This window comes from Mesorhizobium kamtschaticum, from assembly GCF_056174585.1.
The window spans coordinates 223,296-239,227 of sequence record NZ_JBWBWI020000002.1; the positions used below are offsets into that span (position 1 = coordinate 223,296).

General features: G+C 60.8%; 13 protein-coding genes and 4 pseudogenes. 5 read left to right on the forward strand and 12 right to left on the reverse strand.

Going from position 1 to position 15,932, the window contains the following annotated elements; all coding sequences use genetic code 11:
• Positions 1–153: 153 nt before the first annotated feature.
• The 10 genes and pseudogenes from ccoS to AC0V7N_RS36855 all read right to left on the reverse strand — a co-directional run bounded on the left by ccoS (position 154) and on the right by AC0V7N_RS36855 (position 9,641).
• A complete protein-coding gene (gene ccoS / locus AC0V7N_RS36810) occupies positions 154–309 on the reverse strand; it encodes a cbb3-type cytochrome oxidase assembly protein CcoS (protein WP_095496053.1) in 156 nt (51 codons plus the stop codon).
• The gene (locus AC0V7N_RS36815; RefSeq protein ID WP_496628361.1) at positions 306–2,591 is read right to left on the reverse strand and encodes a copper-translocating P-type ATPase; all 2,286 of its coding nucleotides are present in this window, start codon (positions 2,589–2,591) and stop codon (positions 306–308) included. Before AC0V7N_RS36815 ends, ccoS begins: the two co-directional genes overlap by 4 nt.
• The gene (locus AC0V7N_RS36820; protein ID WP_496628362.1) at positions 2,588–3,085 is read right to left on the reverse strand and encodes a FixH family protein; all 498 of its coding nucleotides are present in this window, start codon (positions 3,083–3,085) and stop codon (positions 2,588–2,590) included. Before AC0V7N_RS36820 ends, AC0V7N_RS36815 begins: the two co-directional genes overlap by 4 nt.
• Positions 3,082–4,644, reverse strand: a complete 1,563-nt coding sequence (gene ccoG / locus AC0V7N_RS36825) for a cytochrome c oxidase accessory protein CcoG (RefSeq protein ID WP_475460800.1) — start codon at positions 4,642–4,644, stop codon at positions 3,082–3,084. The genes AC0V7N_RS36820 and ccoG overlap by 4 nt, the downstream gene beginning before the upstream one ends.
• Positions 4,645–4,848: 204 nt before the next feature.
• Positions 4,849–5,712 carry a cytochrome-c oxidase, cbb3-type subunit III gene (gene ccoP, locus AC0V7N_RS36830; protein WP_258600345.1) on the reverse strand — a complete coding sequence of 288 codons (864 nt, stop codon included), beginning with the start codon at positions 5,710–5,712 and terminating at the stop codon, positions 4,849–4,851.
• A 2-nt stretch (positions 5,713–5,714) separates the two neighbouring features.
• Positions 5,715–5,864 carry a cbb3-type cytochrome c oxidase subunit 3 gene (locus AC0V7N_RS36835; RefSeq protein WP_095496049.1) on the reverse strand — a complete coding sequence of 50 codons (150 nt, stop codon included), beginning with the start codon at positions 5,862–5,864 and terminating at the stop codon, positions 5,715–5,717.
• Positions 5,865–5,875: 11 nt separating this feature from the next.
• Positions 5,876–6,607, reverse strand: coding sequence for a cytochrome-c oxidase, cbb3-type subunit II (gene ccoO / locus AC0V7N_RS36840; protein ID WP_496628363.1), 732 nt, complete (start codon positions 6,605–6,607; stop codon positions 5,876–5,878).
• A pseudogene (gene ccoN / locus AC0V7N_RS36845) lies at positions 6,598–8,228 on the reverse strand (cytochrome-c oxidase, cbb3-type subunit I). The gene ccoO and the pseudogene ccoN overlap by 10 nt, the downstream one beginning before the upstream one ends.
• A complete protein-coding gene (locus AC0V7N_RS36850) occupies positions 8,225–8,566 on the reverse strand; it encodes a hypothetical protein (protein ID WP_496628364.1) in 342 nt (113 codons plus the stop codon). Before AC0V7N_RS36850 ends, ccoN begins: the two are co-directional and overlap by 4 nt.
• Positions 8,567–8,895: 329 nt before the next feature.
• Positions 8,896–9,641, reverse strand: a pseudogene (locus tag AC0V7N_RS36855) (Crp/Fnr family transcriptional regulator).
• A gap of 156 nt (positions 9,642–9,797) precedes the next feature.
• Between AC0V7N_RS36855 and hemN the strand changes: the two are divergent.
• The 4 genes and pseudogenes from hemN to AC0V7N_RS36875 all read left to right on the forward strand — a co-directional run bounded on the left by hemN (position 9,798) and on the right by AC0V7N_RS36875 (position 12,886).
• Positions 9,798–11,146, forward strand: a pseudogene (gene hemN, locus AC0V7N_RS36860) (oxygen-independent coproporphyrinogen III oxidase).
• A gap of 151 nt (positions 11,147–11,297) precedes the next feature.
• Positions 11,298–11,780, forward strand: a pseudogene (bioZ, locus tag AC0V7N_RS36865) (3-oxopimeloyl-[acyl-carrier-protein] synthase BioZ); the annotation flags it as partial.
• 136 nt (positions 11,781–11,916) lie between these two features.
• Entirely contained in the window at positions 11,917–12,240 is a 324-nt protein-coding gene (locus AC0V7N_RS36870) for a hypothetical protein (RefSeq protein WP_258580783.1), read from the forward strand.
• A gap of 58 nt (positions 12,241–12,298) precedes the next feature.
• Positions 12,299–12,886, forward strand: coding sequence for a Y4lK-related protein (locus tag AC0V7N_RS36875; RefSeq protein ID WP_496628365.1), 588 nt, complete (start codon positions 12,299–12,301; stop codon positions 12,884–12,886).
• A gap of 220 nt (positions 12,887–13,106) precedes the next feature.
• Here AC0V7N_RS36875 and AC0V7N_RS36880 read toward each other — a convergent pair whose 3' ends face one another.
• Both AC0V7N_RS36880 and AC0V7N_RS36885 read right to left on the reverse strand, forming a co-directional pair.
• Positions 13,107–14,186 carry an IS5 family transposase gene (locus tag AC0V7N_RS36880; protein ID WP_496628224.1) on the reverse strand — a complete coding sequence of 360 codons (1,080 nt, stop codon included), beginning with the start codon at positions 14,184–14,186 and terminating at the stop codon, positions 13,107–13,109.
• Positions 14,155–14,517: a hypothetical protein gene (locus AC0V7N_RS36885; protein WP_496628366.1), complete on the reverse strand. Its 363-nt coding sequence runs from the start codon at positions 14,515–14,517 to the stop codon at positions 14,155–14,157. The genes AC0V7N_RS36880 and AC0V7N_RS36885 overlap by 32 nt, the downstream gene beginning before the upstream one ends.
• A 2-nt stretch (positions 14,518–14,519) precedes the next feature.
• On the opposite strand from AC0V7N_RS36885, the gene AC0V7N_RS36890 reads away from it, so the two are divergent.
• A complete protein-coding gene (locus AC0V7N_RS36890) occupies positions 14,520–15,485 on the forward strand; it encodes a redoxin family protein (protein ID WP_496628367.1) in 966 nt (321 codons plus the stop codon).
• Positions 15,486–15,932 lie beyond the last annotated feature (447 nt).

Below are 15,932 nucleotides of genomic sequence, written 5' to 3' on the forward strand. Positions count from 1 at the left end.
GGCGACGCAGTCCTTCGAGCGACAGGGCTTTTCACAAATCTACGTCAAGCGCGGCTTAGCTAAGCTAGCTGTGGAGCCTCAGCATTTTGTTCCCGAACAAGCCGTCTCGGCTGACGACCGGCATCCGCACAGTCGTCGGCACAGCGATCTGGGTCAGCGTTCCGGCTTGTCGTCCCGGTCGATGAGGATGCGCTCGGCGGCCCCGTGAAGATCCTCATATTGACCACTCCTCAAGGCCCACAGAAAGCCGGACAGCCCCAGCGCGCCAAGGAACAGAGCTGCTGGTATGAGGTAGACGAGCGTCGTCATGACGGCTGCACCGATGCGCGAATGCCCGAACGCGTTGCCGAGGGAGCCCCCGTCACCTCGGCGAGCACAAAACCCTGCAGGCGCAATGCATTTCCGATGACAAGCAGCGACGAAGCAGACATCGCGATTGCCGCGATCAGCGGCGTGACGTGCCCCAGAATGGCGATCGGCACAGCAATGGTGTTGTAGACGATCGCGATGGCGATGTTCTGACGGATCAGCCGGCCGGCCTTCCGTGAGACGTCCAGGGCAAGGGGTACGGCCAAAAGGCTTTCGCGCAGGAACACGAAGTCCGCGGCGTTGCGGCCAATATCTGCAGCGGTGGCCGGCGCGATCGAGACATGTGCTGCCCCCAGCGCAGGCGTGTCGTTCAGGCCGTCGCCAACCATTAGAACCTTGTGGCCAGCTCTCGCCAGGGTCTCGATGCGTTCGACCTTGCCGGATGGCAGCAGGCACGGAACGAAGTCGCCGACACCCAGCATTTTTGCAACTTCACCGCAGGCGCCTGCGGTATCGCCCGACAGCATCTCCATGGACACCCGGGCATCGTTCAACTGCACAATGGCTGCCCTTGCGTCGGCACGCAGTGCGTCCTCGAAAACGAAGGACGCGACAATGATCCCGTCTTTCGTCAGGACCGTTCCGCCATAGCCATGCTTTCCTTCGCCACCGGTCCGGGCCTTCCATCCAGCCCATCCGCGTCGGCCCAGCCGCCAGATGCTCCCATCGACAGTGGCTTCGATCCCGAATCCTGGATGCTCGCTGACAGCATCGAATTTGTCCTGCCCGCCGGAAGCGGCAAAGCCGGCTATGGCCTTTGAAAATGGGTGACGCGAGTGCGCGGCCATGTCTGCCGCCATTGCCAGCATGGCCGGATCGATCGAGGCCGCATTGACGAGACGGGGCTGACCGAGCGTAAGTGTTCCGGTCTTGTCGAACACAGCCGTGTCGATCGTTGCCAGGCGCTCCATGGCCGAGCCGTCCTTGACCATGATGCCGTTCTCGAACAGGCGCCGCGCGGCGACCACCTGCACGATCGGCACGGCGAGGCCGAGCGCACACGGGCATGTGATGATGAGGACGGCGATGGCGATCGTCATCGCCCTGTGCCAGTCGCCAGTCGCCGCCATCCAGCCCGCGAACGTTACGAAGGCGGCAAGGTGAACCACTGGCGCATAAAGCGCTGAAACGCGGTCGGCAATCCGGCGATAATGCGCGCGACCGCCCTCGGCGGCTTCCATCAGCCGAACCATTTCTTCCAGGAAGGAATCTTTTGCGGCGGCTGTCGCCTGGACGGTCAGCGGGCCGGTGAGATTGAGAATGCCGGCCTGTACCGCCTCCCCTGACGCCACGGTTCTGGGAGTGCTCTCACCGGAAACCAGCGAACAGTCGAGATCCGAAGATCCCCGAAAGATCTTGCCGTCGACGGGAATCCTTTCGCCGGCAGCGATCAGCAGCTGCATGCCAGGTTCGATCTCGCCAACCGGCAGATAGTCGCGCGCGCCATCGCCGCGCAGCACCATGGCGCCACGCGCCGCCAGCTGCGACAGGCCCTTCACGGCGCTTCGGGCTCGTTCGCGCATCACATGATCCAGCGTGCGGCCGATCAACAGGAAGAACAGCAAGGATACCGACGCGTCGAAATAGGCGTGGTCGCCATGGTTGATGGTCTCGTAAAGGCTCATGGCATAGGCGAGCGACACCCCGACCGCGATGGGCACATCCATGTTCATGCGGCCGTGGCGTAGCGCATTCCACCCCGAACGGAAGAAGATGCCGCCGGCGAAGGCAAGTGCGGGAATGGCGATTAGTGCCGAGACCCAGTGGAACAGATCGCGGGTCGCGCCTTCGGCGCCCGACCAGACCGACACCGAAAGCAGCATGATGTTGCCGGCCGCAAAGCCGGCAACCGCGACGGCGCGGATCAGCTCCAACAGCGTCTTGTCCTTGCCGTAAGCCTCGGGTTCGAACAGGTGTGCGTCATAGCCCAGCCGTCCAAGTGTGGCGACGAATGGCGGAACCTCGTCGCCGCGCCACCGGACCGAAACCCGTTTCGTCGACAGGTTGACGCGGGCGCCCTCGACCCGGTCCAGCTTTCCAAGCGCCGTTTCGATCGCCCGGATGCAGGCTGCACAATGAACCGCCGGTACTGAAAGATCGGTCTGATACAGGTCGCCGCCCAGCGAACGGCTCGCCAGTTTGACTTCTTGGCTCGACGGCAAAACGGATGCGGCGCCAGCGACATCCAGCGCCATTTTGGCGCCCGGTGCACAGCAGCTCATTGCAACGCACCTTGGGAAATGATGATACGGTGAACTTCCCGATAGGGCTCCGCGAGAGCGGCGTCGGCATCGACTTCGACAATCCAGACGCCGTCCCTGGGCGTGTGGTGCGCAGCAAATTCCTGATCCGTTGCGAGAGTTAAAATGATGGACTTGTCCTCGGCCTCATAGGCAGGATGACGGAACAGGACGCTGACGCCGTCCAATGGGACCAGCTTCCCGGCGGCGTCGCTGAGGCTGTAACGGACTTCGCCCGCCGCGATTGTCAGTTTGCCAGTCCAGCCGAGCGCGGCCTGCGCGCGCCCTTCCTCGGCCCTCCTGTTGAATTGCTGGCTGGCCACATAGGTGTTTTCGACGACGAGGCCGGTCCAACTCGTGTTGGCGAGTGTCGCCATGGTCAGATTGACGCCGATGACCACAGCGAAAAAGGCGAGAATGGTGACCAACATATGCCCGCCGGTGAATTCGCGGGATTTCTGCGGATTGGCGCTCATCTGACGATCTCCGGTGCGTTGAAAGTGGCCGTGTATTCGTCCGACTCGAAGCTCGCCTTGTCTTCGACCCGGAATTTGAATGTTTGCGCTTGGCCCTTGATCTGTTCCGCCGGCTGGCGAACGAAAACCTTCAGCATCTTCAGCCGGTCGGGTTCGACCGGAATGGCAAAGGAGCGATCCGCAGGCAGGTCGTCGATCCCGACGACGCTCATCTCGGCCTCCGGCAGGCCCTGCATGGTGACGACGATCGTCCTGGGCTCGGGGATCATGTTGAGCAGCTTGACGGTGTAGCCATTGCGGATCGAACCGTCGGACAACACGACGAACTGCGGATTGCGGTCGTGCAGAACGTTGACCTCGAGCCGGTCGCGCGTCAGAAGCGAATAGAACAGGGTGAGACCGACCGCCGACCACGCACCCATGTAGACGGACGTGCGCGGCCTGAAGATCTTGCGAATGTGGAAATGGGCCAACCTGTCGGCGAAAGCGCCGTCGGCAGTGCGCACCAGCGAAGGCTTCACCGTGCTGGAGCCGCCCCCGGTCGCCACCGCCATGTTGGCGTTGTAGTCGGACAGCGTCGCATAGGAGATCAGCCCGCGCTCCTTGCCGAGCTTGGCCATGACGCTGTCGCAGGCGTCGATACAGAGCGCGCAAGTGATGCATTCGAGCTGCTGGCCGTCGCGAATGTCGATCCCCATCGGGCAGACCGCGACACAGGTGTTGCAATCGACGCAGTCTCCGACCAGCTGCCCAGCGGCCTGAACCTTCTTGGCGTGACGCGAACGAGGTTCGCCGCGCCAATCATTGTAGGTCACCGTGAGAGAATTCTCGTCGAGCATGGCCGCCTGAATGCGCGGCCACGGGCACATATAGGTGCAGACCTGCTCGCGCATCAGTCCACCGAATGTGTAGGTAGTCGCCGTCAGCACGGCGATGGTGATGTAGCCGACGGGTGCGGCGGTCCCGGTGAAGACTTCGCCGATCAGCTTTGGCGCGTCGGCGAAATAGAAGATCCAGGCCCCCCCGGTCGCCGTCCCTATGACCAGCCATATGGCGTGTTTCGATACGCGCAGCATAAGCTTGCGGGCAGTCCAGGGCCCGGCATCGAGCTTCATGCGCGCGTTGCGATCTCCTTCGATCGCGCGCTCGACGACCAGAAACAGGTCGACCCATACGGTCTGCGGGCAGGTATAGCCGCACCAGGCCCGACCAACTGTGGAGGTGACCAGGAAAAGGCCGATGCCGGCCATGACCAGCAGGCCAGCCACGTAGTAGAATTCCTGCGGCCAGATTTCGATGAAGAAAAAGTAGAAGCGGCGGTTGGCAAGATCGACCAGCACGGCCTGATCAGGCGCGAACGGCCCTCGATCCCACCGCAGCCAGGGCGTCAAGTAGTAAATGCCCAGCGTGATTGCCATCACCAACCACTTGAAGCGGCGAAAGCTGCCTGAAGCGCGCTGCGGGAATACCTTCTTGTGCGGGGCATAAAGCGGCTGACGGGCCTTGGCGGAGTTGACCGATTCGGCTTCGAGCCGTTCAATTTGCGTGTTTTCAAGCACGAGAAGCTCCAGTCCCGGCGACGATTTAGCGGCGGAAGCCCGACCGATCGGTTCTGGCTGATGGCCACGTTGAGCACGCTTTGCCGCATGGCGAATTGCACCGCGTTGATGCAAGTCATTCGCCGGATGCCGGAATGGTGTCGAGGCCCGGCGCAAGCCGGGCCCCGTCGCTTGGCGGGGAGGGCGGAGAATAGGCTTCCGTTCCTATTCTCCGCCGCCAAGCGAATGGACATAGACTGCGAGTTCTTTGACCTTGGTCTCGCCGAGACGCCCGATCCAGGCCGGCATGACGCCGTGCTTCGGCGCGCGGACCTGCGCAGCAATAGCCGTCTCGCCCGGTCCATAGAGCCAGATGGCGTCGGTCAGGTCGGGCGCGCCGAGTTCCCTGTTGCCCTTTGCTGTGTCGCCATGACAGGCGACGCAATTTTCCGCGAAAACCTTGGCGCCGGGCTCGATCAGACTTGCGTCCCGGACCAAGTCGGACAGGCTGGCAACGTAGGCGCTGACCTGTGCGATCTGGTCCGCCGTGATGATGTCGCCAAAAGCCGGCATTTCCGACAGGCGCGTATCCGGGTCTGACGCGAAGCGGATGCCGTGGGTGATCGTCTGCTGGATCTGCTCAGCGCTGCCGCCCCACAGCCAATCGTCGTCGTTGAGGTTTGGAAAACCTTTGGAGCCTTGCGCGCCGGAGCCATGGCACTGCACGCAATTGACCCTGAATGCCGCACCGCCGGCAGCCACGGCGAACTCGCGCAAGGCGTCGTCGGCAGCAATCTCCGAGGCGGTTTTCGATTCCACCGCTGCGACATATTTGGCCTTGGCAGCTTCGGCGGCCGCCAGTTCATTCTTGACGTGGTTGCGGCTCGAATAGCCGAGCACACCTCTGGTCGCGGAAGTAAGCATTGGCCATGCGGGATAGGCGATGGTGTAGCCGATCGCCCAGACAATGGTGATGTAAAATGTCGTGACCCACCAGCGCGGAAGTGGGTTGTTGAGCTCCCGGATCCCATCCCACTCATGGCCGGTCGTTGAGATGCCCGAGACCTCGTCGATGTGCTCGCTGCTCATGATCAATCGTCCTTGAGAGGAATTCGAGCGGCTTCGTCAGCTTGCCTGCGGCCGCCAGGGCGAAGCGCGAAGGCAACGCATCCGACGAAGAAGAGCGCCATGGCAAGGAGGCCCCAGCTGTCGGCGAATTCCCGCATCAAATTGTAGTCCACGAGCACACTCCTCAGCGGTAGCCGGCGGCTTCGTCGTAGGTCTTGAAATCGACCAATGTGCCAAGCATCTGGAGGTAAGCGACCAAGGCATCCATTTCGGTGACCTGCTGCGGATTGCCGTCGAAGTCGCCGAGCTTGGCCCTGGGGTAGCGCCCTTCAACGCCGGACGTATCGATGTTGGGATCCGCCTGCGCCATCAGATCGACATTGGCGTTTGCGATCATGTCATCGGAGTAAGGGACGCCGACACGCCTGTTTGCGATAAGATGCGTCGAGAAGTCTTTCACCTCGATCGGCGTATTCTTCAGGAACTCGTAGCTCGGCATGATCGATTCCGGCACCACCGAGCGCGGATCGGCAAGATGCTGTACGTGCCATTCGTTGGAGTAGCGGTCGCCAACCCGGGCGAGGTCCGGTCCGGTGCGCTTCGATCCCCACTGGAAAGGGTGATCGTAGATCGACTCGGCCGCCAGGCTGTAGTGCCCATAGCGCTCGACCTCGTCGCGGAACGGTCTGATCATCTGGCTGTGGCAGAGGTAGCAGCCCTCGCGCACATAGATATTTCGTCCAGCAAGTTCGAGCGGCGAATAGGGCCGCATGCCTTCGACCTTCTCGATCGTATTGTCGAGATAGAAGAGCGGCGCGATCTCGACGATGCCGCCGACCGTCACCACCAGAAGGGAACCAACGAGAAGAAGCGTGGCGTTCTTCTCGATGATGGCGTGTTTGTCCATCAAGCCCATTTTCTGGCTCCTGATCGCGCACGCTGGAGGGCGGGGATGGAGCCCGGCATCGGATCCTCCTCGCGTTGGTAGCCAAAGATGGTCATGGCGATGTTCCAGGCCATGATAAGGGCGCCGGACAGATACATCGCGCCGCCGATGGCACGCATGATGTAGTAGGGATGCATGGCGGCGACGGTTTCGGCGAAGGAGTAGATCAGGAAGCCCTGCTCGTCGTATTCGCGCCACATCAGGCCTTGCATGACGCCGGAGACCCACATCACCGCCGCGTAAAGGACGATTCCGAGCGTCGCCAGCCAGAAGTGCCAGTTGACCAGCCGCAGTGAATAGAGCCGCTCGCGGTTCCACAGCTTCGGCACCATGAAATAGATCGCGCCGAACGAGATCATGCCAACCCAGCCAAGCGCGCCGGAGTGGACGTGCCCGATCGTCCAGTCGGTGTAATGCGACAGCGAGTTGACCGTCTTGATCGCCATCATCGGGCCTTCGAAGGTCGACATGCCATAGAAGGCGATGGCCATCACCATCATGCGGATGATCGGATCCGTGCGCAGCTTGTCCCAGGCGCCGGACAGCGTCATCAGGCCGTTGATCATGCCGCCCCAGGAGGGCATCCAGAGCATGATCGAAAACACCATGCCAAGCGTCTGCGCCCAGTCGGGCAGAGCGGTGTAGTGCAGGTGATGCGGACCAGCCCAGATATAGAGGAAGATCAGCGCCCAGAAGTGGATGATCGACAGGCGGTAGGAATAAACTGGGCGGTTCGCCTGCTTGGGCACGAAATAATACATCATGCCGAGAAAGCCGGCGGTCAGAAGAAGCCGACGGCATTGTGGCCGTACCACCACTGCGTCAGGGCGTCCTGTACGCCGGAGAAGGCGGAATAGCTTTTTGAGCCAACGAACGAGACGGGCATCGACAGATTGTTGATCACATGCAGCATCGCGATGGTCACGATGAACGACAGATAGAACCAGTTGGCGACGTAGATATGCGGTTCCTTGCGCTTCAGGATCGTGCCGAGGAACAGGATGAGATAGGCGACCCAGACGATGGTCAGCCACAGGTCCACATACCATTCGGGTTCGGCATACTCGCGGCTCTCGGTGATTCCGAGCAGGTAGCCTGTCGCAGCCATGACGATGAAAAGCTGGTAACCCCAGAACACGAACCAGGCGAGATCGCCGCCAAACAGCCGGGCGCGGCAGGTGCGCTGCACGACATACAGGGATGTGCAAAGCAGTGCATTGCCCCCGAAAGCAAAAACGACGCCCGACGTATGCAGCGGCCGCAAGCGACCGAAATTGAACCAGGGTTCGATGTTGAGATCCGGATAGGCGAGCTGCAGCGCGATGACCACACCGACCAGCATGCCAACGACCCCCCAGATCACCGTTGCGACGGCCCCGTAGCGTATCGGCCCATCCATGTAATCGGCGGGGTGGATCGGAACTGCTGGCTTGAACTCCGTGTTGCGCAACAGGATCGCAGTGAAGCCAGCCACGGCGAAGAACAAAACCCACATATGCTGGCGAAAAGGTTCGTCTACGCCGAAGCCGGCAGCCACCAGGGCCGCAAAAGCAAACAGGCTTAGAAGGACGATCTCAGTGCCGAATTTCATCGCAAGTACCGATCTCCAATTCCGGCGGACCCAACTCCGCAGTGCATTGATTGCGCAGCCGCCGCCTGCTCGCCCTGATCCATGTCAGATCGCAGGATTTTGCTTCGGGCAGCATCGAGTTCGGTGCGATCAGAGGTGGCGATTGAACGAGGAAACGCAGCACGGGCCGCCCCGCTTATGGACAAGTCCGGCGTCTGCGGGCCGGCCGGCGTGGAGGCGATTCCGTGTGATGTGATGAAGCGCGCGCACAGGGAAAACTGCAGCTCTGCAATGCTTAGGAAAATATCGCTGATGCGCTGCCCAGCGTCGATCGCCTGAAGTGCCTCGGCACTGCCCACGCAATCCTCCCATTTTTGCGCAAGCGTTCATCAATATGAAGAAACGATCGTCTTTCCCGCCTACGAGGCCGCTGTCGTTGGCGGCGATGCCAGCCTCGCTTCTACCCGGCGGTTGCGCGCCGAACACGTCGAAGACGAGTGCTTTGCTGGTGAGGTGACTGAATTCTGCTAGCGATCGGCCATGGCGAGACGGTGGAGAATGCGGAAGCCGTCGGTTTCATTCTGCGCGGCTTTCTTCGAAGGCTTGCGGCGACACACATCGCCTTCGAACGCGAACATGTCCTGCCGCGGGTCGGAGTAGGCGACGGCCCCGCGCGCTTAGGTCTCATCTAAAGGGCGGTTGCGCCTCGGCCGCCGCAGCGCTGCTCCAGCCGGCTGACGCTGTCCACCGTGACATGGCGATTGTTCTCGATCCGGATCACGCCGTCCATTCTCAGTCTGGTCAGCTGGCGGCTCACAGTCTCGTTTGTAAGTCCAAGGAAATCAGAGATCTCGGCACGCGTCAGCGGCAGATCGAAGCACGCGGACCTGGCCGCCGGGCCAACACTGGAATCGATATTCCGGGCGATCATGAGGAGAAAGCTCGCCACCTTCTCCGGTGCGGTCTTGCGCCCAGAGTCACCATCCATTCGCGTGCCTCGTCGAGTTCGTTCAGCGTCTGCTTGAGCAGGCGATGCTCAAGTTCCGGTGATTCCTTCATCATCCGTTCGATGGCCGCCCTCGGAAACGAGCACAGCGAGACAGCGGTTGCCGCTTCCGCATTGATCGCGCTTTTCACCTTGAAGGGCCGTCCCAGAAAATCCGGTGCGAACTGGAGGCCGACTATTTGCTGGCGGCCGTCCGAAAGGCTCTTCGTCAGCTTCACCACGCCTGAAAGCACGTTTGAATAGCTGTCGACGGCCTCGGCGTCGCCGATCAGTTCGACCCCCGGCTCGATCTTGTGCCGCGACGAAGTCTTGGCGAGCCGCGCCAAATCGTCTGGATCGAGCGCACCGCAGACGCCGCGGTGCCGTACCTCGCAGGGTAGGCAAAGAACGGGAATGCCGGAACTATGAATATCTTGCCGTACTGTCATTCCATCGCTCTACCGATCCCAAGTGCCAGCAGGATAGCAATCGACGGTAGAAAAATCGTTGCGGCAGTTTGTCCGTGCTGGACGTTGACCGAAATCAGGGCTTTGGCTGTTCGACGCGTCCAGAGTTCCGGCGACTCAAACACGGTGGACCAAGACATGCGACCGGAATTAACTGCCAGACTTGGCGAGAACGTCCCCCGCTACACCAGTTACCCGACCGCGCCGCATTTCCATCCGGGCGTCGATGCGGCGGTCCAGAAAGGCTGGTTGGAGGCCCTCGAAGGCGGTGACGAGATATCGCTTTACCTGCATATTCCCTATTGTGACAGGCTCTGCTGGTTCTGTGCGTGCCATACCAAGCAGACGCGCCACTATGAGCCGGTGACCGCTTATCTGCGCTCGCTACGCGCGGAGATCGCGACGGTTGCCGCCCTTATCAGCGGCAAGGTCTTCGTCCGCGCAATCCACTTCGGCGGCGGCTCGCCGACAATGCTGAAGCCTGAGGATATGGTGGCTCTAGGCGCGTTCATGCGGGACAGCTTTGATTTTGTTCCGAATACGAAAATCAGCATCGAGATCGATCCGAACGATATGGACGAGGCACGCCTTGATGCACTTGCCGAAATCGGCATGACGCGGGCGAGCCTCGGCGTGCAGGATTTCGATCCGAAAGTGCAAAAGGCGATCAACCGCGAACAAAGCTTTTTGCAGACCAAGGCAGTCGTCGACGGAGTTCGTTCCCGCGGCGTCGAGTCCGTCAATCTGGATCTGCTCTACGGCCTGCCGCATCAAACCAGCGAGAGCCTGTGTTCCACCGTCGCGCAAGCGCTCACCCTGGAGCCGGACAGGATGGCGCTGTTCGGCTACGCTCACGTGCCCTGGTTCAAGAAACAGCAGACGATGATCGACGAGGCATGGCTCCCCGGTCCCACGGAGCGGTTCGCGCAATCGCAACTCGCCGCGCGGGCGATTTTGGACAAGGGATATGAAGCAATAGGCCTCGACCATTTCGCCAAGCCGGGCGATGCGCTGGCGGTGGCGGCCTGCACAGGGGCCCTGCATCGCAACTTCCAAGGCTACACAGAGGATCGCTGCGAGACGCTGATCGGTGTCGGTCCCTCGTCCATCAGCCGGTTTCGCCAGGGCTACCTGCAGAACAATCCTTCGACCGCTCAGTACGGACGTATGGTCGCCAATGGCGGGCTGGCCGCCGTCCGCGGCATCGCCTTTTCCGACGACGATCGCGTCCGTGGCTGGATCATCGAGCGGCTGATGTGCGATTTCGCCTTCTCGGCGATCCACCTGGTGGAGAGCTTCGGGAAAGCCGGCCAAAAGCTCCTTTTCAGGCAGGCTCAATCGCTCTTCAGGATCCTGCTCGACTGCTTGAACTCCAAGGCGACAGTTTCGTCGTGCTGGCGGAAAGTCGTCCCTTCGTGAGGAGCATTGCGGCGAAGTTCGACAAATATTTTGAAAGTGGAACGGCCAGGCACTCGGTGGCAGTCTGAGCACCGCAGAGGACCGGTCACGGTTTTCAGTCGATCGTGAACCGATACGCTACGTTTTGACCATTCATCGGCTACCGTCGCATTGCGGACCAGATACGAAGGTCTTGGGCCATAGGCGTCCGGTCGTGCCTTCCGGCGCCGTCCACCCCACGGCCCGTGCGAGGAGCCGGATCGGGGCATTCTCGGCGCTTCGGTGGATTCCGACGGCTCGCGCTATGGGCTGATCCAGATTCCCGCCGGAGGAAGCAACACACCATTCCACGGCAATCTTGACCTCTACCAAACCCGCATGACGATCGCCGACGGCCGCGAAGTGTTCGCCAAGGCCGTGGAGATGATGACTGCCTGCTCGCAGGACGCGCTCGCTGCGGCCGGGATGCGGTCGCGGGATATCGATCGGTTCGTTCCGCACCAGGCTAACGCCCGAATTTTCGATGCCGTCGGGAGGAACCTCGGCATTGCCGATCACGCGATCGTCAAGACGATCGCCGAATACGGCAACTCTTCCGCCGCGACGATCCCTCTCTCGCTGTCGCTGGCCCACCAGACGGAGCCGTTTCGGCAGGGCGAGAAAATTCTTCTGGCGGCAGCAGGCGCGGGTCTGAGCGGCGGTGCACTCGTCGTTGGAATCTAGCGGCGGCAACCGGCTGCGTAGAGTTGACCTTGTATGATGGGAAGGGCGCAGGCATTCGAGCGTAGACAGCGAGAATCGCTAAGCTTAGAGAACCCCAGGGTCGGGTGGCCCGAGACATAAGATATGGGAGGCGTCAATGGTCAGCCTAAGCCGGGCTCAGCTCTATGATTTGGTCTGGGCCAAGCCGATGACACAGATCGCCCGTGAACTCGGAGTTCGCGATCAGCATATCGCGCGGGCTTGCGATGTCTACAACATTGCACGGCCGCGAAACGGTCACTGGCAAAAGATCGAGCACGGCAAAGCAGTCCAAACGAAAGGGCTTAGCACCGACAGGTTCGGGGCAGATGAGATTGTCGTCATCGGCCAAGCTCCCGGTGAACACCTGCCGGAGTCAAAGCTGCTGGGGGTACCCCACGCAGATCAACTTGGCGGATCGACAGACGCACGCTCAAGCTGATGTGCCAACTTAAGGCTCAGCTCCAGCCTCTTCGCCGTCAATTGAGGGCAGGCTTATGATGATAGATAACAAGCGACTGATGAAGGCGAGCGATATCCCCGCCTTCGTTGTGACGCTGATCAAGGCTGGCTGCGATATCTGTGCTGTCGGCGATACTCGCTATGTGCTTGGCGACGTCGAAGAAACGCTGGCGGCGTACGATGAGCTGGAGTGCATAGGCGAAGAGTTTGAAGACCGCGATTCTTTGATACGAGAGAGCGTTGCCTACCTGCGTTCCATCGGTCGGTACCTCGATCCCGGTTCGCCGCCCACGCATTGGTCCGACAACGAAAAATGGCACAGTAGGGAACACGGGGTTGGGTTCATCCTCGGGACAAAACCGCGCCTGCCCCGCCAACGCGCGGACCGATCGACAACAGCGGTGACGGCGCTTTCCGGCTTGTCCCATCATTGCGAATTGGACATGCAGCCAGTGAGCCGGCCGTGTTACCTTCGCCGTGTTGCCGGGATCGAGTCAGAGATGCCGGAATGCGGCCGATTACCAGGCAAGTTCCGCATGCGTCTCACGGCGGCGCGGCCCACCGAACGGTTCCCGGGGTCACGTAGACACCGCGCCACGCGTCGCGCCGGTGGCGCGCAGGTATAGTCCTCGGGCTGGCCGGCATGGAGGCGCATATCCGCCCCGGTCGGGTCGATGTCGCTTATCCAGTCGGACAGATCGATTTACCGCGGTTTTTGAACGGCAAGGCGGACAAACGGGTGCGGTTGGCCGAATCTGACACTATGACAAGGTTTTCGCCCCTTGCCTGGGTGGGGATGGCTGATCGATTTCGGCGTTGCGTCGGCGGTTTTCGCCGCACTCGCCGTTATGCGGACGCAGTTTGCCCCTCGTGCCAGACGAAGCGGGTGAGATTGTAGGCAAGGTTGGCCATGCCGATCTTCGTCCTGGCGCGGGCGATGCCGATGGTGCGCACGAACAGGCCCATCCTGGATTTCTGCTGCGCGAAGACGTGTTCGACGAATGCGCGGGTTTTCGATCTCCGCCCATTGGCCCGCGACGTCGCCTCGCTCATCGGCCGACCCTTCGGCTTCTTCTGGTGGATGTCAGAGACGTAGCCGTTCTTCTCCAGCCACTCCTCGTTCTTTTTCGAGCGATAGGCCGTGTCGGCCCACACCGTCGAGCCGGTGTTGCCGCGGTTGAGCACATTGCGAAGCTGCGCGCCGTCATAGGCTGACGCGCTCGTGACGTTCCATCCCCGGATGAAGCCGTGCCGGCGATCAATCGAGGCATGGTTCTTATAGCCGAAGGCGGGAATGGCGATGTCGCGTTGCTGCGCCTTTCCCTCTTCGGCGACCTTGGCTTTCGAGAACTTCACCGTCCAGCGTGCATCGCGGTCCTTCTGGCGCAGCTTCGCGGGCTTCTTCTTCCACTCGTCCGGAACCTTGCCCGCCTTGATGTCAGTCTTCTCGGCGTCGGTATTGCGCTGCTTGGGCGCCGCCACGATGGTGGCATCGACGATCTGCCCGCCCATCGCCAGGTAGCCGGCCTTGCCGAGGTGCTTGTCGAAACGGGCGAACAGGTTGTCCACCGCGCCGGCCTGTGTGAGATGCTCCCGGAACAGCCAGATCGTCTTGGCGTCCGGCACCCTGTCTCCGAGACCCAGCCCGAGGAAGCGCATGAAGGATAGCCGGTCCTGGATCTGAAACTCGGCCTGGTCGTCAGACAGGCCGTAGAGCGCCTGCAGAACCATGATCTTGAACATCATCACCGGATCGTAAGGCGGCCGGCCACCCTTCGCGCCATCGGAGCGCTTCAGCGCCTTGCCCAGCGGCTTGCGGAAAACCTCCCACGGCACCACCGCATTCAGCTTCTCCAGCGGATCGCCGGCCTCGCTCAGCCGGACATATCGCTCGTCAATGTCCCAGAAACCAGCCTGTCCCCGCATCCACTGCCTCCGTGCAAATCAACGCGTCGAGTGAATCAAAATCCGGTTCCAAAGGCGAGGTATTTCGAACTGTCCAGTCGACGACCACCTCAGCCGCGTCGTCCGCAAGCAAAAATGTCAGGTTCATCACGACCGGCCATCTGGGCACGTGGAGGTTTTTCCAAGCAATCAGGCGCTTACTGTGCGCTGAGCGCGCTGGCACGGCTTTTGCACTCTTGATGGTGACTGCACGCAATGGGGCAAGACGAGCGATGCTCTCTCCCTGAACCCGTGTGCCGTCTCTCTGAGCGGGAACAAGCTCGCGCAGAAAGCAAGCTTTGGAGAGCAACATTGGTGGCATTACAGATCGAGTCCCCGGCTCCTTCGATTAAAGTCGAGAACTGGCTGCGTGGCGAGCCCCTCACGAGCTTTCAGCCCGGCAAAGTGTACATCGTCGAATTTTGGGCAACGTGGTGCGGACCATGTGTGGACGGGATGCCCCATCTGATGCAGCTGCAGGAGAAATACAGGGAGAGCGGAGTTGAGATCGTCGGAGTCGCGGCTTCTGAAGACGCTCCAACGGCCGATGAGGCCCGAAGCAAGTTGGACGCTTGGTTGACTGAAAAGTTCTCGAATCTGAACTATCGGATCGCGTTCGACTCCACGGGCGAAATGGACAAGCTTTGGATGGAGCCCAGCTTTTCTGTCGCCATTCCGACCATGTTCGTGGTCGACCGAGACGGCCACATCGCCTTTATCGGTCATCCGATGGAACTCGATGCGGTCTTGCCGAAGGTGCTTAACGGCAGCTGGCGCGCCAGCGATCAAGCAAAATCGGCCGATACGGACCGGATCGCGGAAGGCGAAACCATAGCGCGCGAACAAGCGCTGAAGAAGCCGATCAATGATAGATTTTGGGCGGCGGTGGAGAAACAGGAGTGGAAGACGGCGCTCTCGGCGATCGAAGAGGGCATCGCCTTGTTGCCGGACAAGCTCGGTTTCCGCCGGTCTCATGTGAATCTGTTGCTTCACAAAATGCGCGACATGCAGGCCGGCTTGCCCGTCATGCGCCAATTCGTTCGCGACGCGATTAACAGAAACTCCGAGAATTGGATGATTGCGGCGCTAGACGAACTCTTCTTTCCGAACTTTGACTATTCGCACTTTCCGTCTGCTGAACGCTTGGCGATGGGAAAACAGCTGTCCGAACACATTCTGGCACTGAATCCCCAGAAAGCGACCAATGTAAGCTCCTGCCTTATCCGGTGGCAGCTCTGTACTATCACGAGAGCGGCAACAAAGATCGGGCGATCGAGCTGATCGAGCTGGCACTGAATTCGCTGGGCAGTCCGGAACTTATCCGGGACGGAGATAAACAGCGCGAAATATCGCATTTGCTGCAGTTCCTGGCCAACTTCAAGGGTGAGAAGGTTTGTTACGGCGCTCTATGTGCGGCTCCAAACAATGGCCGGGTCGACAGGTGGTATACCGTTTGCGGCTGACCGTCAGGTTTATGTGAGGGACAGAATTGGCCGGGCGGACAGCTTTTTGATGCGAACGGTGCAAACCCGCGCCCGGCTTGCGAAATCGCCTGGCCCGATCTTTTGGGCCTATGTCAGAGGGACGGCGGCCTGCTACGATACGCGCCTTCGGCTAGGCAGGCTATGAGCTGAGCTACGTGTTTGTCCGCTTCGAACCGATCGCCAGTCTGGAGCAGGTGCCTCTCGACACCTCCACCACACTGAGGCTTCATGCCGGTAGCGAATG